Origin of the sequence: Asticcacaulis endophyticus (assembly GCF_014652575.1) — a bacterium.
GTDB classification, from domain to species: Bacteria; Pseudomonadota; Alphaproteobacteria; order Caulobacterales; family Caulobacteraceae; genus Asticcacaulis; species Asticcacaulis endophyticus.
The window spans coordinates 739,339-762,533 of sequence record NZ_BMZB01000001.1; the positions used below are offsets into that span (position 1 = coordinate 739,339).

Here is a 23,195-nt window from a genome sequence, read left to right on the forward strand (position 1 = left end):
TTAAGCCTCCCGCGTGTCGGTCAGCGCCACACCGGCGGCCGATTTAATGGCTTCACGGATGCGCTTATAGGTGGCGCAGCGGCACAGATTGCCCTCCATGGCCGCATCGATATCATCGTCGGTCGGTTTGGGCGTAGTCTTCAGCAAGGCCGCCGCAGACATGATCTGACCGGCCTGACAATAGCCGCACTGCATGACATCAACCTCAAGCCAGGCTGCTTGCAGGGCCTTGCCCTGAGCGGTGGCGCCAATGGCTTCAATCGTCGTGATCTTGGCCCCGGCTTCCAGCGATCCCACAGGGGTAGCGCAGGCGCGGGTGGCAACCCCATCAATATGCACCGTGCAGGCTCCGCATTGGGCGACCCCGCAGCCGAACTTGGTGCCGGGAAGCTCAAGCTCATCGCGCAGCGCCCACAAAAGCGGCATGTCTTCGGGCACATCAAGCCGGTGTGCCTTGCCATTTACGGTAAGTGTGATCATCCGCCAGCCTCCTGAAATCCCTGATGCCCATAAGGGTATATCATCGCCGGATAATGGCAACTCTGTGACCAGTAAAAGCGCTGTGAAATAAAAGATGGCTAATCGATGATCAGTAGCATAACCCCCTGCCGAACCAGAGTGATATCCAGGCCTGCCGTCCCTTTAGTGACGGTCAAGGGGGCAAGGGTTTTGGGGTGCATGACTGATGCCGCCTCAAGCACCTTATACTGATCCTGATCGGGCGATTGCGGTGAGCCCATTTTTTGCCACTCGGCATAGGCATTGGCCGTGTGCGGATCGACTAGATACTGCGTGACTTTGCGCACCTTGGCCTTGCCCAATCCAGACAGTTTCACGCTAAGGTTCGCCTCCGGCCCCTTCTGGTCGTTATCATTGTAGTGCCAGACCATAACCGCAATTTTTGAGCCTTCGCGGGTGGCCATGACGCCGACATCGTTCTTTTGCGTCACGCCTGAGATCATATCATCAAGTGGCAATTGCGCTGAACTGCTGGCCGTCACCGACTCTGGCCCCAGCTTGGCGTACATGCGAAAGACATTGAGCACGGGCAGGTCAATGCCATTGCTGGCCAATTGACGATAGCCAGCAAACCACGGCTGATCCTCAAAGGTAAAAGCCCAGGTCAGCACCCCGTCGAGATTGACCTGATGCCGTTCCGACAGCTCCCAGATGCGCGCAAAGGAGGCGGCGGTATAGCTAGAATACATGGTGCCGTTGCGATAGCCGTTTTGCGGGCCGGGGCAGGCGGCGCAGCCTTCCGGATCACTCTCTCCGATGACGATGGGGGTGTTTTTATGCTCAGGGATAGCGGCAATTTTCTTAAAGCCGTTATCGACGGCTTTCAGGTGGTTGTTCATGCCCATCTGAACATGTCCATCCACAAATTTGGGGCTGCCCTTGGCGTGGAAGGCCAGAAAGTCCGTAGGTGTTCCGGTCTCACCGGTGGCGTAGTTTTTACCCGACACAACGTGCTTTAAGAAGCCGTCCATAAACGCGCCGCCGGAACCGGCGACATCCGGCCCGCCGACCTTGGCTTCGGGTAGGGCGCGTTTGACCCCGGCAATGGCATAGTCGTGGGTCTTATAAAATTCTTCGGGTGTGCCTTTCCAGTAGGACGGGCCGTTCGGTTCATTCCACACCTCAAAATACCAGGTCAGAACCTCGTCCCTGCCGTATTTTTCGACATTGTGCCTGGTCCATTGATAGACCAGTTCTTCCCATTTCTTGTAGTCGTTGGGCGGATAATTCCAGCCGCCTTCGATCAGTTCGTACTTGAAGCCGGGCCGCCACGAATGGCGGTAAGGCATATCTTTGGGGCCCGACGACAGGGCCTCCGGCATAAACCCGATCTGGAGATAGGGCCGCACACCACGGTCAAGGTAGCTGTCGATAATCATATCGGTGATCATCCAGTTATAGACCGGATTTCCGTCCTTATCTTCGGTATAGGCGTTGGTCGAGCCCCACTTGAAAGCGGCGGTGCCATCGCCGGTATTGAGCAGGTTGTGGGCGCGGAAATAGACCTGCTTGGGTTTAAGTTCACCCAGATGCGCCAGCAGTTTCTGGCCGTCCTTCATGGTGGCGTAGTTGGGCTCATCAGCCCCGAAAAAGCGCCAGACGGGTTTAAGCGGCCCGGTCGGTTTTGAGGCATCGACCGTGATGGTCACCGGAAAGCTGTCTTGCGCGGCGGCAGGTAGGGTGAGGGCGATCAGGGCTGCGGTAAGGGTCAGTATCTGGCGCATTATTACTTCCTCGCGTTGAGCGTGACGGTTGCGGGTTTAAGCCCATCGCCGCTGACGGTGACCTTGATTTTACCTGTGGTTTCGGTTGCGCGCACCATCACCAGAGCCCGACCGTTCCATGCCTTACGAGTCGGAGACTGGAACACGGTCGAGTCGGTCGGGTCACCATTGTCAAAGGCGGCCAGCGCACCGGCCCCGTCAACCGCTGCGGTTAACTGAGTGCTGGCGTTTGGCACGCGCACGCCCCTGGCATCGACGACTTCGGCGCGGATATAACCAATATCATCAAAGGTCGGGGCAATGGCGGTTTGTTCGGCGATCAGGCGCACCGCCGCCGGTGCCCCGGCCGTTTTCAGTTCATCCTCGGCCACCTTTTTGCCCGCGCCATCGAAGGCTGCGACCCGGATCGTACCGGCGGCATAAGCCACATCATATTTGATGGCGCTGTCGTCGGCATTACGTGGCTTTTTGCCGAGGGACTTACCATTCAGGAACAGCTCAACCTCAGCCGCATTGGTGACGATCTCAACCTTCTCCGTGTGCGCTGAACTATCAGATGGCGTCCAGTCATTGAGCACGCCCGGCCCCTTGGGCTGCGGCATTGCGACGCCAACCATGGTGGGTAACTCAGAGGTATCAATCACTTCGGTAACGCGGCGGCCGATCTTGACGACCGGCGTCTCTGACCACCACGACGCCCGCTCCCAGCCGATCGGCTTGACGACATCCGTGCGGTCAACCAGACCCGACGGATTGGAAATAAACGGCCAACCGGCGCGGTCGGCCTCACCCAGATAGTCGGCGCCGGTCCACAGGAACATGCCCGCATAGGCCGGATTATCGCGCACCGGCAACCAGTTGGCGCGGTTCTTACCGTTTTCGGTGCCGATGATCTTACGAGTCGGCTTATCGGCATGGGCCTTGGCCAGTTCATTTTCGCGGTAGTTTTGGCCCACCACATCCAGCATATCGGCCAGACCGTTCTCATAGTCCTTAGTGGTGTTGGGCCGGAACAGAGCCATGGTCACCGGCCGCGACGGGTCTTCGGTATTGAAGATGGTTTTCAGGCGCGCCACGATCGATTTAGCGACCACCGGATAGGGGGTGTCGTGGATTTCATTGCCGATCGACCAGATGACGACCGACGGGTGGTTTCGGTCGCGCTTGACGAAATCGCGCGCATCCAGCGACGACCAGTCCGTGAAGAACAGATGATAGTCGTTCGGGCTCTTGGCCACCGTCCACATGTCAAAAGCTTCGTTCATAACAACGATACCCAGCCGGTCACACAGGTCGAGGAATTCCGGTGAGAATGGATGGTGGGCGGTGCGGATGGCATTGACGCCGAGCGCCTGAAGACCGCGCAGGCGGCGTTCATAAAACGACAGCGGCACGGCCATGCCGAACGCCCCGCCATCGGCATGGATGGCTGTGCCTTTGAGCTTTACATTTTTGCCATTGATCCAAAAGCCAGTGTCGGCGCGGAACTCGATCTGGCGCACGCCAAAGCTCTGGGTGTCGGTTTCCAGAACTTCGCCGCTATCAGAGATGACCTTAATGTCGGCGCGGTAAAGATGGCCCTGACCGATATCCCATAGTTTCGGATTAATAATCGCGCCCTCAGCGTTCAGTTTAAGGCTGCGACCGACCGGTAGGGTTTGCGGCGCGCCCTTGAAGGTGCCCGCAGGCTTGCCATCCGGGCCGGTCAGGCTGATTTCCAGATGGGCGGTGCGCTCGGATTTCGAGTGGTTGATGATCGCACTTTCGACCTTAACCGTGGCGCGACCCGCTTCGATGACCGGCGTGGTGACATAGGTGCCCCAGCCGTCGACATGGATATCGCCCGATGTGATCAGCTTGACGTGGCGATAGATGCCGCCTCCGGCATACCAGCGTGAGGCCGGCTGCGCCGAGGTATCCGCCCGCACGGCGATGACGTTTTCCTGACCATATTTCAGGTGCGGCGTGATCTCATAACGCACGCTGGAATAGCCGTTGGGCCGGTGGCCGACATGGTGGCCATTGATCCACACGCCGCCGCGTTCCATAATGCCGTCAAATTCGATAAAGACGCGCTTGCCTTTGTCGGTGTCGGGCAGGGTAAACGGCTTGCGATACCAGACCACACCTGTCGGCAACCAGCCGCCGGAGCCGGTCGACGGCGCATACTGATCAAACGGCCCGGCAATGGCCCAGTCGTGGGGCAGACTGACCTTTTCCCAGCCGGAGCCTGCGCCCGCTATGGTTTCCGCGCCTTCGACATCACCCTTGGCAAACACCCAGCCGCTATCGAAATTTTGCGTGGTGGTTTGAGCCGATACTGAGGACGCAAATAGAAACGCCGCCGTTATGGCTGCATAAACAGTACGCATGGATATCTCCCTGTAGCCCATATGTCTCCAACCGCGTGAGAAGTCGTGACAAATTATGTTTGATTATGACTAGATTTGAAAAATGACCACTTGTCAATCAGACGATATTTGACCGGGCTGAGATTACCGTTAGGTTGTCACGACCATTACAAAGAAGGTGTTACCCATGCTGGCCATTATCGGCGGAACCGGTCTTTATCATCTGGATCACCTTAGCGTTATCGACACGGTTGAGGTTGATACGCCCTTTGGTGCTCCGTCAGGCCCGATTGTGCGGGCAGAGTTGAACGGGCAGGCGGTGTGCTTTCTGCCGCGTCATGGCCGCCACCATCAGTTCCTGCCCCATGAAGTCAATTACCGCGCCAATATCTATGCGCTCAAAGTTCTGGGGGTGACGCAGATCCTGGCGGTATCGGCGGTGGGGTCGTTGCGCGAACATTTGCAACCGGGGCAACTGGTGCTGGCGTCGCAATATATCGACCTGATCAAGTATCCGCGTGAAAAGACCTTTTTCGGCGGCGGGTTGTCGGCGCACATTTCGACGGCAGAACCCGCCTGCCCGGACATGACGCGCTGGGTGCAAAAGGCAGCGGATACACGTAATCTTCTGGTTCACACCGGGGCGACCTATGCCTGCGTCGATGGGCCGCGTCTGGGCACCAAGGCCGAGAGCGAATTTTTGCGTACCATCGGTGCCGATCTGGTCGGCATGACTCAAGCGCCAGAGGTCTTTCTGGCCCGTGAAGCCCAGATCAATTACCTAAGCCTGAACATCGTCACCGACTATGACTGCTGGCGCGACGATGACCATGCCAGCATCGCTGCGATCATGGCCCGCTTTAATGATACGCTCGACCATGTGCGCGGCCTGCTGAGCGATCTGGTCGGAGGTGAACGCGCGCCAGTCAACAACATCTATCGCCGCACGCTGGAGGGCGCTTTGATGGTGCGGCGTGAGACCTTAAGCCCTGATAAGGCGGCCCTGCTGGATGTGCTGTCGGCTTAGGGCTATAATCCGGCATGACGCTAACCCGCGCGTTCAGGTCAGGTTCATATCGGGTGCGTCTATAGTTAAGCGTGCCATTCCTAGAGCAAATTTTCATCTGATTACATCAGATGAAATGCTCTAATTTTTATGTGGTGCTCTCATCTATCCATCAAATGATTCCATTTGATGGGAAAACGCTCTAACAGGGAGCCTCGCTCATGTTTACCGCAATACCTGCTATTAAATCCAAAACCCTTATGTGGTCGTCGCTGAGCGCACTAGCCGCTTGTGCAATCGTAGCCCTGTCGCCGGCGTCGGCCAGCGCCCAGGCCGAAGAGCGCCATTGGGGCGGCGGGCCGGGCGGTAACAATCTGCCCGAAGGCAATTACCGCCAGTCCTGCCGCGACATTGATGTCCGGCGCGGGCAATTGACCGCCCAGTGCCGCACCAAGAACGGTGGTTACAGATACACGTCTTTGAGTCTGCGCGACTGCCGCCGCGGCTGGGTTGAAAACCGCAATGGTAATCTGTGGTGTGAGGTCGGGGGATATCCCGGCGGACCGGGTGGCGGTTATCCGGGCGGCCCCGGCGGTGGTGGTGGTGGTGGTGGCTATGGTTCGTCCCTCACCCTCTATTCCAGCAACGGCTTTAATGGCCGCAGCATTACCATTAATGACGCTATCACCGACTTGAGCGGTATGCGCTTTAACGATGTGGCCCGCTCGCTTGATGTGCGTGGCCGCGGGGCGTGGGAAGTGTGCGAAAACGCCTTCTTCCGCGGTCGTTGCACGGTGGTGGACGGCAGCTACGAATCCCTGCGCAGGATCGGTCTTGAAGGCCATATCTCATCCGTGCGTCCCGTTAGACGTTAAAAAGAAAGCCGTTAAATCATCTATAGCTTGAGCGCCTCGGTCATCAGGTTGAAGCCCTCTTCAATCACGGTGTCCGGGGCGGTCAGCGGCGCCAGCAGGCGGATGGTATTGCCGTAAACCCCGCACGACAGCAGGATCAGGCCCAGACTTTGCGCCTTTGTTGTCACCGCCTTGGTGGTGGCGGCATCGGGGGTAAAACGGCCGCGCTCGGTGACGATATCAAAGGCGATCATAGCACCTAGGCCGCGCACCGAACTGATCGGGACGATGTCATTGCGCTGGGACAGTTCGGTCAGGCGGCTGATGAACCAGGCCCCCTGACGGTTGGCGGCGTCGAGCAGATGCTCCGTCTCAATGACTTCCAGCACCGCCAGCGCCGCCGCACAAGCAACCGGATTACCGCCGTAAGTGCCACCAAGTCCGCCTAAGTCCGGTGCATCCATAATGGCGGCCTTACCCACCACACCGGACAGCGGATAACCGCCCGCCAGCGATTTGGCCATAGTGATCAGATCGGGTTTTACGTCATAGTTTTCCATGGCAAACATCTTACCTGTCCGTCCAAAACCGGTCTGAACCTCATCGGCGATCAGGACTATGCCGTGGTCGTCGCACAGGCTGCGCAAGGCCCGCATCAGCTCCGGCGGGGTGATCAGGAACCCGCCTTCGCCCTGTACCGGCTCGATAATAATGGCCGCGACCGCCGAAGGGTCAATATCAGCCTTGAACAGATAGGACAGCATTTTCAGGCTGTCCTCGACGGTGATGCCGCTCGCTTCGGACGGGAACGGGACGTGATAGACCCCGGCCTGAGACGGCCCTAATCCCTTTTTATACGGCACAACCTTGCCCGTAAGCGCCGAGGTCAGTGCCGTGCGGCCATGAAACCCGCCGCTAAAGGCGATCACCCCATCCCGGCCGGTATAGGCGCGGGCGATCTTGATGGCGTTTTCGACCGCTTCGGCACCCGTCGTCAGAAAGGCACTTTTGGCTGGCCCGTCGATGGGGGCGAGCGCGTTCAGCTTTTCGGCCAGAGCGATATAGGGCTCATAGGGCGCAACCTGAAACGCGGTGTGGGTATAGGCATCCAACTGTGCCAGAACGGCGGCCTGAACCTTCGGGTGGCGGTGGCCGGTATTGAGCACGGCGATCCCCCCGGCAAAGTCGATGTAGCGGCGTCCATCTACGTCCCACAGTTCGGCATTTTCGGCACGGGCCGCGAAAATCGAGGTGGCGTGGCCGATGCCGCGGGCAACGGCAGCATGACGGCGGGCCATAAGATCGGCGGCTTTGGGTGACATGGGAAGCCTCAATAAATGTGATCACAAAGTTTTTGGGCTGAAACGGTGCAATGTCAAGTCACGGATCGGTGGGGTTGGGTGAGCTTATCGGCTGATAATAAAGACAAATTTCTATTGAAACCAAACGTGATAAATCATCATATCAGTTAACCAAATAAAAGGCTGTACGGGTATATTATGCCCGTATAGGTTATTGTTTGTAGCGTAATTCAAAGGGTTAATGATGCGTTAATTTCATTACGGTCTGAGTATTATTCAGGGGCAATTGATATGACGGTCGCGGTTATTGATAACCGAGCGCTCCCTTTGTGGTGGTTACTGCCACTTTGGGTGGTTATCTGTCTGAATATCTGGAGTCTGGGTAAGGATGCTCAGGTTCGGGTGGACATGCCGGAAACTGCGGCCCCCGATGTGATTGCCTCGACCCAAACGGTGCCGTGGACCTTCTTTCATAATGTATTCGACTTTCCGCTGGTGGAGCGCGAAGAGATTGTGGTACCGGCGGTGCCGGGCCACCGCGCGCTGCGCGTCAGGGTGACCAAGGCCGGTCACGACCCGTGGAATGTGTTGGTCCACACCAACACGGTAAAGCCGATCCAGCGCGGCGACCGCATCGAAGGGCGGGTGTGGCTGCGGCTGGAGCGGGCATCTTATGGGCAGGAGACCGGTCGGGCGACCTTAAGGCTTCAGAACGCGCGCTCGCCTTATGCCGCCATGCAGGAACTTCATCTTATCCTGACGCCCCAGTGGCAGGAATTCACTGTGGCTGGCGTAGCGCCCCATGACTTCAAGGCCGGTGAAGCCAATCTGATTGTCTATCTGGCGGGTCAGGCCCAAACCGTCGATGTCGGCCCTGCGACCCTCTATAATCGCGGCCTGCCCCAACCTTAAGAGGTTCGTCTGGACAGGTTCGGGCTTTCCTCAATAATCACGGCGATCGCCTTGGTGATCAGATCGCGCATCAGGGCCTCAGCCGCCGGGCCTTCACCCGCCTCGATCAGGTTGTAAACGCGGATATGATCATTGTGACTGTCGGACGGATCGCGGGCCAGACTGGTCAGGCTGATCGACAGGGTCAGCGCCGTATTGATCAGGGGACGCAACTGACGGTAAAACGGGTTGCCCGACGCCTCCAGGATGTGGCCGTGGAATTCGATATCGTGATGGATGCTTAAGGCCCGGTCTTCGTGGTGGCGGATCATCAGGTCCAGACTTTGCTTTATGGTTTGCAGGGCCGCCGGATCACGTCCCTGTCCGGCGTGGCGCGCCGCCAGTCGCGCCGCCATCGGCTCAAAAGCCAGACGAACCTGATTGAACTCCAGGATAAGGTCGGGGGTCAGGGGCCGCCTAGTCAGCCAGCGCAGCACCTGCGGGTCCAGCAGGTTCCACCGGCTGAGCGGCTCAACCTTGGTCCCCAGCCGCGGGCGCGCACTCAACAGCCCCTTGGCGGTCAGCATCTTCAGCGCTTCACGGGTCACGGTACGGCTGGTGCCGTTACGGGTGCAGATATCCGCCTCGGTCGGAAAGGGGGCGGTGTCATAGGTCCCCATGACAATGGATTGCCCCAGACGTTCCAGAAGACTGTGGGTCAGGCTTACGCCCGGAGACGGGATCATCGGTAGCTCGCAGGATCTGTGTAACAGTCGTTATACCTGTGCGGTAGTGACCACACCTTCAGGTATTTGTCCATCCGGGTTAAGGGGGAGGGCTGCGGCACCAACCCTCGTGATATTACCGCTTTCTTATAAAGACGCAGCTATATCCCCATATAGAATTTCGGGCACAGACCGTAGGACAATAGTCATCAGTATTTGTGGTGACCGGAGTTCTCACGATGAAACACGACCTCAGCATCGACCGCGCCGATATCGACAGCCCCCTTAATGGTCTGGGCTTTGGCCGCTTTAGCGACATTGTCTCCGGGTCACTGTTTCGCGGCATGAACAGTCAGGCTCCCAGCGTTGTAGCTCCCAGCGTTGTAGCCCGCAGTATTGTGGTCACTGAACGCGATCTGGGCATTGATTTTGGCGCTTTCCGCACCAGCCCGACCGAGATCATTCAGATCGATGGAAACGCCGCCCCCACATCAGGCCGTAAGCTTAGTCTGGCGCAGATCGTGGCGCTGGTACTGCTGAGCGTGATTGTACTGGCGGTGGGGGTCTATGGGTATATCTATGCCACCGAACCCTATAAGGTGTCGGGCCTGCTGGAATATTACCTGATGTATCTGCCCATCCCGGTTGATTACAACTAGGCGACAGAACCGGGCCTGATATGGCGGGCAAAGAACGCCAGTTCAATCGACACCAGTTGCCGGTAGCTATCGCTCAGTAAGTTTGTGGGCGAAGGTACGCCCTTAGCATCGAGCGTGAAAAGCCCTAACTCCGCCCCTTCGTGAACCAGATTGCTGACCTGCGTTTTCGACAGGCCAAACTGCGCAGCAATCACTGCGCGGCTGGAGCAATCCTGAGCGTTGAACCGGGCATGCATCAGCGCAAATATCAGCGGTGCGGCGCCATCACGACGGCGGAAAAACGGAAAAAACTCTGGCAGGGTTTCGGCGGCAAGCTGGCCGAGGGCAAACTCAAAACCGCCGGTCGCCCATACCCGCAATGTCGCGGTCTTATCTTCCATCAGGATCTGGCTGCAACGCAGGCGCGGTTGCAGGATATCAAGGCTGATGGCCGCGCACATGACCCGCTTACGTACAAAGCCCATCAGCCGGTCGGTCGGCACATAGAGCTTGCGTCGGTTATCGTCCGGATCGCGGGCAACCTTAACAAAGCCCACCACCTGCATCAGGCCCAGCATGGTCTTAAGATGGCGCGGGCTGCTGTCATAGGTGGCGCAGGCATGGGCCAGTTCAGTATAGGTGACGCCGCCGGTCTGGTCGTTCAGCCATTTGAGGCCATGCTGGTGCAAGAGATGGCCAATCACCCGAAAGCGGTACTGCTGGGCGATGATCTTGTTCAGGCGGCGCTGGCTTTTGCGAAACTGGATCAGGTCTGACGTATATTCGATCAGGGCCGTGTCAAACTCAGGGTGGCGGCGAAGTTCGCGGGCTTCGTGAATTATGTGCGCAATACCGCTGCGATCAATCTGGCCGTCCAAAGCTTACCCCCACGCCTCACAGGTCTATACACACCGTATGTCGAATCAGGTGCGTTTGTGATCACGCATTTAACCCATAGCCGCCGCCCTGTGTCTACTTTTGTACATAAGAGGAGGGCGATGGCATGGCGGCTTTAAAACAATTTGAGAATACAGCCGGCATACCGGAGGCGCTTATTGTTGAGGATAGTCTGGCGCAGGCGCAGATCATATCGCGCATGATTGAGGCTCAGGGCTGGGCGTGCCGGCACTGCCCGACCCTGCGGGAAGCCTATGATGTGCTGAATGCCCGAAAAAGCCACGGCCGGGCCATACAGGCTCTGTTTCTGGATGTGTTTGTCGGCGCCTATGATGCCCTGGCCCATGTCACCCGGATGAAAACCTTTACCGGCGGGGCGCCGCTGATCCTGATGACGGCGGGCGCCAGCCATGAGGCCACGGAGACGACGCTGGGCCGGGCGCGCCAGACGGCGGCGGATTTTGTCCTGCGTAAACCGTTTAAACCGGACCACATTGGCCAGATTTTTGAAGCCTGTTTCGCAATTCCCGATCAGGCCGTGCCCCGCAAACATATTGTGGTTATCGATGGTAATGCCGGGATAAGATCGCATATCCGGCGGATTCTGGAAGCCGGCGGCTACCGCGTCAGTGACTTTGCTGATGTCGATAATGCGGTTGAGCGGGTCGATATGGCCCATGCCGATCTGGTGCTGTGCGAGGTCATCATGCGCGGTACCGGGGGCCTGCGCGGCATGCACCACATCAAGCAAACCTTTCCGCATATTCAGGTGGTCGCCATGTCGGCAGGGCTTGAAGGCCGGATCAGCGGGTCACGGGCCTTAAGCATGAGCCGCCAGATGGGCATAGATGCACAACTGCCCAAACCCTTTGGCGATGATGATCTGACCGAACTGATCAGGCTGATGCTGGCCGATACGTCCTTTCTGGATTGAGCGCCTCTACCGCTCCAGTATGCCGGTCAGGTCTTTGGTGCGGGCGTCGGTCAGGCCGGTTTTACACGTCGTCAGCACCATGCCGTACATACTGCCGCCGGTATTTGGGTACGCCTCTAACCCGCAGGTCGCGTCACGAAAGCCAATCCACTGGCGCTGGGCGGTGATCAGCAGTTGCGTGGCTTTTGCGTCGGGCTTCAAGGTCTCACGGACCTGCTTATAGATGCGGTTTAGCTCGGCATCGGCGCGGGCATAGTCGCGATCGGCGCAGATATTCATATCGGCCTGGGTCATGGCGTTTACGCAATCCGGCGATTGCGCGGCCGCTTCAGAGGCTGAAAAAACGATTATGGCCAGTGTCAGATACCGTAACATGGAGGGCTCCTGTGGAGGGCCTGACGATAGGCCCGCTTTACGAACGGCACAAGGCACCGTATCCTTACACATCATCAGCAGGATACGCATCATGACCGGAACAATCCGCATTGGCATCGGCGGCTGGACCTATGAGGACTGGCGCGGGCCGTTCTATCCTGATGGCCTGACGCAGAAGCGCGAACTGGAATATGCCGCCCGCCAGATGACGGCGATTGAGGTCAACGGCACCTATTACGGTTCGATGAAGCCGGCGTCCTATATCAAATGGTTTGAAGAGACGCCGCAGGATTTTGTCTTTACCCTCAAAGGGTCGCGCTACACCACCAACCGGCGCGTGCTGAGCGAAGCGGGTGAATCGATCGAAAAGTTCATCACCTCTGGCATCACTGAGCTTAATCACAAGCTGGGGCCGATCAACTGGCAGTTCATGGCTACCAAAAAGTTTGACCCGGTGGATTTCGAGGGGTTCCTGAAACTATTGCCAAAGCGTCACGACGGCATCGATCTGACGCACGCGGTTGAGGTCCGCCATGACAGCTTTCGCTGTGCGGAATTTGTGCAGATGGCGCGCCACTACGGCGTCGCGGTGATCACGGCGGCGGACTCAGACTTTCCGCAAATCGCTGATGTGACCGCGTCGTTTGTGTATTTGCGTCTGATGGGCACGCGGGAAGGCGAGGCGAAAGGCTACAGCGAGGCCGAGCTGGACGCCTGGGCGACGCGGCTTAAAACCTATGCCGCCGGGAAGGTTCCGGATGATCTCGACGCGGTTGAGCGCACGACCGATGGCAGGGCGCGCGATGTCTATGCCTTTGTCATCAGCGGCCATAAGGTGCTTAATCCAGCGGCGGCCATGGCGTTGATTGATCGCGTGAAGGGCTGACGGTTCGGTTTTAAAGAGCCCCCACCACCACATCTCGCCTTCGGCTCGTGCGGTCCCCCTCCCCAACAAGTTGGGGAGGTATAAATATGGGGGATTTCTCATACTCCCCCGGTGTACCGGGGGAGGTGGCGGCGAAGCCGTCGGAGGGGGGCCTCTTACTTACCCTCCGCCGTAGTCCGGTCGTTGCGGAGGGTCTTGAGGGTCGATAACCCGCGCTAAGGGCGGCTCAGGTTTGGCGACAGGTGCGATGACCTCATCGGACAGGTCATCGATCAGGTCGTCGTCTTCGTCGCCGTAGCCTTCAAAATCGTCATCGCAGGTCTTTGGCCAGTCAGTATACACGGGCGGCGAGGGTGCCGAAACCGGCGCAGGCGCGGGCTTAAGTGTTTTGGCTTCCTCGGCTTCACGCATCAGCCGCAAACCGTTGACGCGGTCCACCCAGTAGGCGTGATGTTCGGCGCGTCTTTGCACGGCCTCAGCCGCCTCGGCAGCCTCTTGTTCAGGGGTGAGCGGCGGCGGTGGTGCTCGGCGTTCAGCTATATCGACGCGGGCATAGAGCCGTTCGATCATCAGGCCCACGCGCACGGTGCGCTCAAGTTCAGATGCGTCCTGCGGCGGGTCTAAGTCTTCGAGGTGCCCCAGCATCCGGTCGGCAAAGGCCCGCAGCCGCGCGCGCCGCTCTTGCGGCGTGTAGCGTTCAGCGGTGTGCGTGTCGGATGCCATCCCTTTAGCATGGGGGAAATCGACGGGACGGGGATAAGTTCTCTTCTCCTCCCTGTGCCTGCGCTCAAGTAGCGAAGCGGTAGCGCGCTAAAAGGCATGGGGAGGTGGCGCGGCGTAGTCCGCGACGGAGGGGGACGGCTGAGGCGAGGTGGCCTGCACCGGCTTTAAGGCATCACGCAAACTAAGGACGGTGGGCGGAAATCAGGCGGCTCTATCCCCCTCCGTCATTTTCGCTGCGCTCAATGCCACCTCCCCATCTGCGATAGGGAGGAGAAAAAAGATGGCCCCCTCCGACGGCTTCGCCGCCACCTCCCCCGTAAACAGGGGAGGAGAAAAAGGCACCGACCTGTCCGTCTGCGCCAGGTTCCGGGTGCAGGGCCGCGGCCCTGCCGGCTCAAAACATCGTGAACGGACGGTGTTTTAAGGTCTTAATGCGTTCCTGATGGTTGATTTTTATAATTACCATGGCTTTCTTATGGGAAATAGCACAGGTATTAAACGTACAATTTGTGCCAGCCACCGTTACTAAGTTGTTTGCGGTAAAAGGCGGCGTATTTACGCCGGACCCTACTTCAAGATACTAGAATTTTACCTGACAAACCCGGTTTGTCAGCCAGTGGAGGTGCGCGTTCATTTCATATTTGAGGTCGGATCATGCTGCAAGAACAGACTGTAGGAGTGGGGTCATCGGATATGACCTTTGAATTAGCTGACGTGGCGGTGGTGGCACCGCAATCCAGCCAACGGGCGCAGTCTGCCCCTAAAATCCGTCGCGCCGCCATTATGGGTAACTTCCCGCCGCGTATGTGCGGGCTGGCGACCTTTACCCGCGATATGTATGCCTGCCTGTCGCGCGCCTTGCCCAAGGCGGGCTGGCGGGTGGTTGCCATGAATGATCCGAACGGTGCTTATGATTATCCGGATGTGGTCACCGACCAGATCCCGCAGAACGACCCTGATGCCTATCGCCGTCTGGCCGCAAGCCTTAATGCGGACGGTATCGATGTGATGTTCGTGCAGCATGAGTTTGGCATTTTCGGCGGCCCAGCCGGAGAATACCTGATCGAATGTCTTGAGCGTCTGAACATGCCGGTCGTGACGACCCTGCATACGGTGCTGGAAACGCCCAATGATGACCAGAAGCGGGTCATGGCGGCATTGATCCGCGTCTCATCAACCCTGATCACCATGGCCGAGCGCGGGGCGAAAATCCTGCGCGAGGTCTATAAGGTGCCCGATGCCCAGATCCTTGTGGTCCCGCATGGCGCGCCGTCTCGCCCGCTGGGGGATACGGAGCGATTTAAAGAAGTCTTCGGCGTGGGCGGCCAAAAAACCCTGATGACCTTTGGGTTGCTGTCGCCGAATAAGGGCATTGAGACCATCATCAGGGCCCTGCCGGATATTCTCGATAGCACGCCGGACTTAAGCTATCTCATCGTCGGCGCCACCCATCCCCATCTGGTGGCGTCTCAGGGCGAAGCTTACCGCGACAGCCTGATGGATATGGCGCGCCAGTTGGGCGTCGAAGACCACATCGTCTTTGTGAACCGATTTATGGATGATGCCGAACTGATCGATATCCTTCAGGCGACCGATATCTATGTGACGCCGTACCTGACCGAAACCCAGATCACGTCGGGAACTTTGAGTTACGCGCTGGCGCTGGGCCGTCCGGTGGTGTCGACGCCGTACTGGCATGCCGCAGAGGCGCTGGCGGACGGGGTCGGGATCATATGCCCGTTTGAAGACAGCGCGGCCTTTGCGCGCGAAATCTCAAACCTTCTGACCTCGGACGAACATCGCGCCGCCATGTCTCAGCGCGCCTATGACTATGCCCGCCCGTCGCGCTGGAGTGCGGTCGCGGACTCTTATGTCAACCGCGCCGCCGCCGACATAGATACCGGAAAGATCGCGGCCGGAAACATCGCGGGGCGGCCCGTAAAGCCTGAGCGCCCCCGCGACTACCTGACCCATCCGCCGTCGTGGGAAGCCATTGAGCGCATGAGCGATGACTGCGGCATTTTTCAGCACGGCAAGTTCCGGCTGGCCGACAGAAATCACGGCTATTGCACCGATGATAACTGCCGCGCTTTGTCGCTGATCGCCCTGCAATCGGGGTGGGTCGAAGAAAGTGCGACCCGTGACCGGCTGGCCTATACCTACGCCGCCTTTGTCAATCATGCCTGGACGGGTGAGCGGTTCCGCAACTTTATGGACTATGGCCGCCACTGGCTGGATGACGGCGGATCGGACGATTGCTGCGCGCGCACGCTGGAGTCCCTGATCGACACGGTTCGCTCAAACCTGCCTGATGATCTAAGGCTATGGGCCAAGGAACTGGCCCAGCGCGTTATCCCGCAGAGCGAGAACTGGACGTCGCAGCGGTCGCGCGCCATACTGATCCGGGTTTTGTCGCGGGCTCTGGGCCATGTCGGGGATGAGGCTGATATCCGCACCCGTATCCGCGAACTGAGCCGGTTGTTGCGCAATGGCCTGAGCGACCATAGCGACGGCGGCCATGCCTGGTTTGAGCCCGCCTTAAGCTATGACAATGCCCGCCTGCCGGAAGGGCTTATTCTGGCCGGGGAAACCTTACGCGATCAAAGCCTGATTGATGAGGGGGCGGATACTCTGTCGTGGCTGATGGCGCAGCAGACCTGCACCCAAGGCGGCCATTTCCGGCCGGTGCCTACCTCGCGCTTTGATCAGGGCGGTCAGACCGTGGCGCTATTTGATCAGCAGTCGCTGGAGGTGCAGGCGACCCTCAATGCCTGCCTGACAGCGTGGCGAGTGACGCAGGATACGCGCTGGAAGGACGAAGCGTTTCGGGCGTTTGCGTGGTTCCATGGTGAAAACGATCACGGCCTGTCGCTGATTACGGCGGATGGCGGCTGCTTTGACGGCCTGACGCCGGAAGGCTGCAACCAGAATCAGGGGGCGGAATCGCTTTTGGCCTATCACCTGAGCTGGACCGCCATGATGGCCAACCTTTGAGCAACGCAGTACGGGGACAACCAATGACCAATCTTAACCACAGCCCGATCGTGCTGACCGCCAACCCTGAGCGCGTCGTCTTGCGTCCGTTCTCAATCTCGGTGCAGCCTACCGGGTCGGCGCAGGGCAGCGCATCGCGTGCCCACCGGATCTGCAATCAACTGGTTAGCCTGACGCGGGAACAGTGTCAGGCCGAACTGGCCAATGTGAACCGCGACTTTCAGGGTCGCCACTGGCAAACCCGTGAAATCTTCATCGACCGCTTCAATCAGATACAGCAACTGATCGGCGGTATGGATAATCTGGATGACGATCATCGCGCGCTGATCGGGGCCTATTTTTCCCACGAATACAGTTTTGAAGCCGCCGCCGTCATGAACCCGTCGGTTGTGCCGCACCCGGATCAGTCGGGCATGGCGGAGGGCCAGGTGCGCTTTATCATGTCGCTGCGGACCGTGGGTGAAGGTCATATTTCGACCATCTCCTTCCGTGAGGGGGTGCTGAGTGGCAGCGGCAATATTGAGCTTAAGGACGAAAGTGATTTTGTGGTGGCGGCATCGCCTATCCATAATGTGGGTGCCGATGGCCCCATCGAACTGCGCCGTCATTCGGCTTGCAATATTTCCTCGACGGTCATTTTCCCCATCACCCGCGCCCAGGCTAACGGGCTTGAAGACCTGCGCATGGTGCATTTTCAAGATGAGAACGGTCGCTTTACCTATATCGGCACATATACCGCCTATTCCGGACGTGAGATCGGGTGTGAGCTGTTTGAAACCGATGATTTCGTGACGTTCCGTATGACTCCGTTTCGCGGTGAGGCCGCCCGCCATAAGGGGCTGGCGCTGTTCCCGCGTAAGATTAATGGCCGTTACGCCGCTATTGGACGACTTGACCATGAAAGCCTGTATTTCCTGGAGAGCGATGATCTGACGGTCTGGAACTATGGCGACCGTTTCATTGAGCCGGTCTATCCGTGGGAGCTGGTGCAGATGGGCAATTGCGGCTCACCGATCGAACTGGACGAAGGCTGGTTGTTACTGACCCACGGCGTTGGTGCCATGCGGCGCTATTCACTGGCGGCGGCCCTGCTGGATAAGGAAGACCCGCGCAAGGTCATTGCGCGCTCAACCGTGCCCTTGCTGTCGCCGGATGAGGAAACCCGCGAAGGCTATGTGCCGAACGTGGTCTATACCTGCGGCGGCATGCGGGCGGGTGAGTGGATCATGATCCCTTATGGAGTCGCCGATTCCTCGATCCGGTTCGTGACGGCGCGCATCTCAGATATCCTGAATCATCTGGGCGTCGGGGCCGAACAGGCCAGCCAGCCGATAGTCGAGCCGGTGAAGTAGATGTGAACGGCGCACGGTCTGGGTGATGGGTCTTAGGGGATTGTTTTGTTAAGAAATGTGGATCATCATCCCGCGCCAAACGACCTCTGATTTGACTTAAGGCAGACCGATTATGGACGACAATGCCCTTCGCCGCCCCGCAACCACCGGACAGGAAGAGGCCAGGCAGGATGAGGGAAGGGCAGGTCCTGCGCTGATCGCGGCCTTTGCTGCGGCTCTTGGCGTGCCGCCTGAGCAGCTTAACCCGGCGCAAAGTGCCTTTGTCCACCAGATCATCGAAGACTACGATCCGGAAGAGCTGTCCGATCTTGCCCCCGCTGATCTGGCGCACCATCTGGCTGAATTCTGGGCAATGGGCGATGTCCGTCAGGGCGGCAATCAGGTGCTGACCCGGCTTACGGCGGCTGGCGGCTATGATATCTTGAGCGTCATTCAGTCGGATGCGCCCTTTATCGTCGAAAGCCTGATGGGCGAACTGATCGATCAGGGCGTGTCGATCCGTTCCATGTTCCATCCGGTCGTGGCGGTTGACCGTGATGATACGGGTCGCCGGGTTGAGGACGGAACTGCCAAAGAGTCCATGATCATGGTGTTTGTCGAGCGACAGCCGACGGAGGTTCATGGGCGTATTCTGGAGGGGGTCGATAAGACCCTGAATGATCTGCGGCTGGCGGTGCTGGATTTCCCGCGTATGCTCAAGTTGCTGGCCCATGAGATCGAGGCGCTGGAGGGCTTAAACGCTAAAATCGATCCGGCCATTTTGGATGAAAACCTGGCCTTTCTGCGCTGGGTGCAAAACAACCATTTCGTTTTCCTGGGCGCCAAGGGCTATGTCTATCCGCGTGACGCCGATGGCGGATATACGCAGGAGGGGCCGCTAAACCTGTTGCAGGAAGGCTTTGGCATATTGCGTGATGCCGACCGTCCGATCCTGCGCCGCTCATCGGAGCCGGCAGTCCTCAGCGCGCAAATCCTCAATCAGCTTGAAAATTCTGAGCCGGTGACGGTGGCCAAGGCCAATCTCAAATCCCGCGTCCACCGCCGGGTCTACATGGACTATATCGGCATCAAGCGGTATGGCGAGGATGGCAAGCCGTCCGGTGAGGTTCGCTTTGTCGGCCTGTTCACCTCTGAGGCTTACGATCGCCCAGCATTCGAAGTGCCGCTGATCCGCAAAAAGGCCGACTATGTCCTGACCCAATCCAAGGTCATTGGCTTCAATAACGGCGGCTATGCCGATAAGCGCCTGAAAAACATTATTGAGACCTATCCGCGCGACGAGCTGTTCCAAATGGAAGCGGCCGATTTGCTGCGCATTTCGCGCGGTATATTGCACCTGTCGGACCGGCCGCGGGTGCGGATATTTACCCGTCCCGATCCGTTTGACCGCTTTATCTCCGTGCTGGTCTATATCCCGCGTGAGCTTTATCAGGTCGTCCTGCACCAAAAAATCGGGACGCGTCTGGCTGACGCCTTTATGGGCCGCGTGTCGGCGGTTTATCCGTATGTCAGTGATTCACTGCTGTCGTGCCTGCACTACATTATCGGGGTGACGCCGGGCGATCATTTCGATCCTTCCGTTTCGGACCTTGAAACCGATATCGAAAACCTGACGCGGGCGTGGCCGCAAAAGGTCGAGGCTCTGGTTCACGACGGTGATCCCCAAACCATATTGGGGCTGGACGCCTTTCCGGGCGATATCCGCTGGCATGCCTGGGCGCGCGCTTTACCGAGCGGCTATCAGGAGCGCTATGACCCCTATGAGGCCATAAGAGACATCTGGTATCTGTCGCGGCTGGAAGCCTCATCGCCGCTCAATTTGCGCGCCTATCAGCGGCTGGAGGATTCGGAAACCCAGTTTGCCTTTAAGCTGTATCAGCGCGCCCGCACGGCCATTGCCCTGTCGGATATCCTGCCTATCCTTGACAATATGGGCCTGAAAACCCTCGAAGAAGACGGCAGTGAAGTCATTGTCGATGGGCCGGACGGCAAGACCTATTTCTGGGTGCACGAATTCATCGTCCATTCGCCGACAAAGATCAGCGATTTTGCCGCCTTCAGGCAGCGCTTTGAGGCGGGCGCACTTGCCCTGTGGCAGGGGCTGACCGAAAACGACGGCTTTAACGCCCTGCTGGTGACGGGCGCGGATTGGCGTCAGACCGCCTTGCTGCGGGCCCTGTGCCTCTATCGCCAGCAATCGGGCCTTGATCCATCGCCTGCGGTGCAACAGCAGGCCTTGCGTGAAAACCGTGACGTGACCGAAGCCCTGTGGCGCTATTTTGAGCTGAAATTTGATCCTGCCAGTGGGGACATTACGGCCCGCACAACCGAAGTTGAGGCCGCCAAAGCGCGCATCGATACCCTGTTGCAAACCGTGTCCAACTTCGAGCAGGACCGTGTGCTGCGCCGTCTGGCGGCCCTGATCGGGGCGATGGTGCGCACCAACTATTATCAACCTGCTGCCAACGGCCAGCCCAAGACCTATATCTCGTTCAAGGTCAAAAGCCGTGACCTGATCGATCTGCCCGACCCCAAGCCGTTCCGCGAAATCTTTGTCTGGTCGCCCGATGTTAACGGCGTACACTTACGCTTTGGGCCGGTGGCACGCGGGGGCTTGCGCTGGTCCGACCGCAAGGATGATTTCCGCACCGAGGTGCTGGGCCTCGTCAAGGCGCAACAAGTCAAGAACGCCGTCATTGTGCCGGTCGGCTCCAAAGGCGGGTTCTTCCCCAAATCCCTGCCCAAGGGCGGCACGCCCGATGCCATTCGCAATGAGGCCATTCGCGCCTATAAGACCTTCCTGTCGGGACTGCTCGATCTGACCGACAATATCGGCCCCAAGGGTGAGATTGTGCATCCGGCGGCTGTCGTCATGTGGGATGAGCCCGACCCTTATCTGGTGGTCGCCGCCGATAAGGGCACGGCCACGTTCTCGGATATCGCCAATGGCGTCTCGGCCGATTATGGCTTCTGGCTGGGAGACGCCTTTGCCTCGGGCGGCAGTGTGGGCTATGACCACAAGGCCATGGGCATTACCGCGCGCGGAGCGTGGGAGGCGGTTAAGCGCCACTTCCGCGAATTGGGCAAAGACATTCAGTCTGAACCGTTCACCGTCGTGGGTGTGGGCGACATGTCGGGCGATGTGTTCGGCAATGGCCTGTTGCTGTCGCACCAGACCAAGCTGGTTGCGGCCTTTGATCACCGCGATATTTTCATAGACCCCAACCCGGATGCGGAGACTTCGTTCACAGAGCGCGAGCGGCTGTTTGCCTTGCCGCGCTCAAGCTGGCAGGACTATGACAAATCCCTGATCTCAACCGGTGGGGGCGTGTTTTCGCGCGGCCTGAAATCGATCGACCTGACGCCGGAAATCAAGGCCCTGCTGGGGATCGAGGCCGATGCAGTTTCGCCGTTCGACCTGATGCAGGCGATCCTTAAGGCCGAGGCGGAACTGCTCTATTTCGGCGGCATCGGCACCTATGTCAAAGCCCCGACCCAGAGCCACCTTGAGGTCGGCGACAAGGCCAATGACGCCATTCGTATCGACGCGACCGAAGTGCGCGCCCACGTCATTGGCGAAGGGGCGAACCTTGGCATGACCCAAGCCGGACGGATCGCAGCGGCCCAAAATGGTGTGCGGCTCAATACCGACGCCATTGATAATTCCGCCGGGGTCGATTGTTCCGACCATGAGGTCAATATCAAGATCTTGCTGGGGTCGCTGGTCACGGGTGGACGGATGACCATGCCGGAGCGTGATGCGCTGCTGGCCTCCATGACCGATGATGTGGCAAGCCATGTGCTGCAACATAATTACCGTCAGACCTTGGCGCTGACCCTGCAGGAAGCCAGTGCCTTTGCCGATAATGGTGCGGCTCAGATGTTCATGTCGGGGCTTGAGGCGCGCGGGAAACTGGACCGCAAGGTTGAGGGCCTGCCCTCAAATGCCGTCCTCGAAGCCCGCAAAAGCCAAAATCAGGGACTGTTCCGGCCGGAACTGGCTGTCACCACGGCATATGCCAAGATCGTTTTGTTTGACGATATCGTGGCCTCATCAGCGCCTGATGATGCGGCCTTTGAGCGGATGCTGATCGATTATTTCCCCGATGCCCTGCATGGCTATGTCACTGAGATCAACGGCCACCGCCTGAAGCGGGAAATCATCAGTACGGTTCTGGCTAACGATATCGTCAATATGACGGGCGCCAGTTTCCCGGCCCGTCTGGTGAAGTCCGCCGGTGTCGACGCGCGCGTGTTGGTGCTGGCGTTTGAGACTGCAAGGCGGCTGTTTGGCCTTAACGCCCTGTGGGATCAGGTCTCCGAGCTCGATAATATCATCCCGGCGTCGGCCCAGACCGCGCTCTATCAGGAAATCGCTTTGTTCCTGCGCCGCCAGACCTACTGGTTGGCGCGTCGGTTCGGCACAGAAGGCAAGGCGGTTGATGAGCTGGTCTCAAACTATCAGGCCGGTGTTGCCGAACTGCTGGCTCACGGGCCTGATCTGATCAGTGTGTATGACAGCGGCAATGTCGCGCGTCGGCTTGAGCGCCTGAAGGCGACGGGTGCGGACGAAGCCTTGGCGGGCCGCATCGCCTATCTGCGCTCGTTCACCAGCGCTACGGATATCATCGACCTGTCGGTAAAGCATGGTTTTGACCTTAAGGCCGTGGCGCGGCTCTATTATCTGGCCGGTGAGCGGTTCGGCTTTGATCGCCTGCGGGCCGGGGCGCATGAGCTGTTCAGCGCCGATCCGTGGGACCGCATGGCCCTGCGTCGCCTGACCGAAGACCTGCTGGCCGAACACAAAAGCGTTGTGGCGGCGATTTTAGGAAGTGGTCCGGCGCTTATCGATCCGGCGGCGCAACTGGCCGACTGGGCCGAGGCGCATAAAGCGCTTATTGATCCGGCCCGTCAGATGATAGAAGATATCGAGCAATCCACTCAGGGGGCCGCCGCATCCTGGAGTTTTGCCAAGCTGACCATCGTTAATGCGGTGCTCAGGGAATGGATCAACAGGTTATAGGG

At 58.7% G+C, this 23,195-nt stretch carries 17 protein-coding genes; 9 read left to right on the forward strand and 8 right to left on the reverse strand.

The genetic code is table 11. The features are described 5' to 3' along the window. From IE102_RS03415 to IE102_RS03425, 3 genes are all read right to left on the reverse strand, one after another. Entirely contained in the window at positions 1-480 is a 480-nt protein-coding gene (locus tag IE102_RS03415) for a (2Fe-2S)-binding protein (protein WP_189484968.1), read from the reverse strand. A gap of 98 nt (positions 481-578) precedes the next feature. Then, on the reverse strand, positions 579-2,243 hold the full coding sequence (locus tag IE102_RS03420; protein ID WP_189484969.1) for a GH39 family glycosyl hydrolase: 1,665 nt from the start codon (positions 2,241-2,243) through the stop codon (positions 579-581). Between the two features lie 2 nt (positions 2,244-2,245). Then, positions 2,246-4,615, reverse strand: a complete 2,370-nt coding sequence (locus IE102_RS03425) for a glycoside hydrolase family 2 TIM barrel-domain containing protein (RefSeq protein ID WP_189484970.1) — start codon at positions 4,613-4,615, stop codon at positions 2,246-2,248. Positions 4,616-4,781: 166 nt separating this feature from the next. Here IE102_RS03425 and mtnP point away from each other — a divergent pair, with 166 nt between their 5' ends. Next, positions 4,782-5,621, forward strand: coding sequence for an S-methyl-5'-thioadenosine phosphorylase (gene mtnP, locus IE102_RS03430; protein WP_189484971.1), 840 nt, complete (start codon positions 4,782-4,784; stop codon positions 5,619-5,621). Positions 5,622-5,821: 200 nt separating this feature from the next. Then, complete coding sequence (locus IE102_RS03435) at positions 5,822-6,475, forward strand: beta/gamma crystallin-related protein (protein ID WP_189484972.1); 654 nt, start codon at positions 5,822-5,824, stop codon at positions 6,473-6,475. 20 nt (positions 6,476-6,495) lie between these two features. Here IE102_RS03435 and gabT read toward each other — a convergent pair whose 3' ends face one another. Continuing rightward, the gene (gene gabT, locus IE102_RS03440) at positions 6,496-7,776 is read right to left on the reverse strand and encodes a 4-aminobutyrate--2-oxoglutarate transaminase (protein ID WP_189484973.1); all 1,281 of its coding nucleotides are present in this window, start codon (positions 7,774-7,776) and stop codon (positions 6,496-6,498) included. Positions 7,777-8,046: 270 nt separating this feature from the next. Between gabT and IE102_RS03445 the strand changes: the two genes are divergently transcribed. Next, the gene (locus tag IE102_RS03445; protein WP_189484974.1) at positions 8,047-8,667 is read left to right on the forward strand and encodes a hypothetical protein; all 621 of its coding nucleotides are present in this window, start codon (positions 8,047-8,049) and stop codon (positions 8,665-8,667) included. Here the strand turns inward: IE102_RS03445 and IE102_RS03450 are convergent. After that, the gene (locus IE102_RS03450; RefSeq protein ID WP_189484975.1) at positions 8,664-9,392 is read right to left on the reverse strand and encodes a FadR/GntR family transcriptional regulator; all 729 of its coding nucleotides are present in this window, start codon (positions 9,390-9,392) and stop codon (positions 8,664-8,666) included. The two genes, IE102_RS03445 and IE102_RS03450, sit on opposite strands and share 4 nt — an antisense overlap. Positions 9,393-9,610: 218 nt before the next feature. Here IE102_RS03450 and IE102_RS03455 point away from each other — a divergent pair, with 218 nt between their 5' ends. Then, positions 9,611-10,030: a hypothetical protein gene (locus IE102_RS03455; RefSeq protein ID WP_189484976.1), complete on the forward strand. Its 420-nt coding sequence runs from the start codon at positions 9,611-9,613 to the stop codon at positions 10,028-10,030. Here the strand turns inward: IE102_RS03455 and IE102_RS03460 are convergent. Then, a complete protein-coding gene (locus IE102_RS03460) occupies positions 10,027-10,887 on the reverse strand; it encodes a hypothetical protein (RefSeq protein ID WP_189484977.1) in 861 nt (286 codons plus the stop codon). The two genes, IE102_RS03455 and IE102_RS03460, sit on opposite strands and share 4 nt — an antisense overlap. Positions 10,888-11,012: 125 nt before the next feature. Between IE102_RS03460 and IE102_RS03465 the strand changes: the two genes are divergently transcribed. After that, a complete protein-coding gene (locus IE102_RS03465; protein WP_189484978.1) occupies positions 11,013-11,840 on the forward strand; it encodes a response regulator in 828 nt (275 codons plus the stop codon). 6 nt (positions 11,841-11,846) lie between these two features. On the opposite strand, the gene IE102_RS03470 is transcribed toward IE102_RS03465, so the two are convergent. Beyond that, positions 11,847-12,215, reverse strand: coding sequence for a lysozyme inhibitor LprI family protein (locus IE102_RS03470; protein WP_189484979.1), 369 nt, complete (start codon positions 12,213-12,215; stop codon positions 11,847-11,849). Positions 12,216-12,306: 91 nt separating this feature from the next. Between IE102_RS03470 and IE102_RS03475 the strand changes: the two genes are divergently transcribed. Further along, on the forward strand, positions 12,307-13,101 hold the full coding sequence (locus tag IE102_RS03475; protein WP_189484980.1) for a DUF72 domain-containing protein: 795 nt from the start codon (positions 12,307-12,309) through the stop codon (positions 13,099-13,101). Between the two features lie 159 nt (positions 13,102-13,260). On the opposite strand, the gene IE102_RS03480 is transcribed toward IE102_RS03475, so the two are convergent. Continuing rightward, the gene (locus IE102_RS03480) at positions 13,261-13,824 is read right to left on the reverse strand and encodes a hypothetical protein (RefSeq protein WP_189484981.1); all 564 of its coding nucleotides are present in this window, start codon (positions 13,822-13,824) and stop codon (positions 13,261-13,263) included. A 693-nt stretch (positions 13,825-14,517) separates the two neighbouring features. Here IE102_RS03480 and IE102_RS03485 point away from each other — a divergent pair. From IE102_RS03485 to IE102_RS03495, 3 genes are all read left to right on the forward strand, one after another. Then, entirely contained in the window at positions 14,518-16,818 is a 2,301-nt protein-coding gene (locus IE102_RS03485; protein WP_189484982.1) for a glycosyltransferase family 4 protein, read from the forward strand. A 23-nt stretch (positions 16,819-16,841) separates the two neighbouring features. After that, positions 16,842-18,170, forward strand: a complete 1,329-nt coding sequence (locus IE102_RS03490) for a glycoside hydrolase family 130 protein (protein ID WP_189484983.1) — start codon at positions 16,842-16,844, stop codon at positions 18,168-18,170. 112 nt (positions 18,171-18,282) lie between these two features. Then, positions 18,283-23,193, forward strand: a complete 4,911-nt coding sequence (locus IE102_RS03495) for an NAD-glutamate dehydrogenase (protein WP_189484984.1) — start codon at positions 18,283-18,285, stop codon at positions 23,191-23,193. The last annotated feature ends 2 nt before the right edge of the window (positions 23,194-23,195 follow it).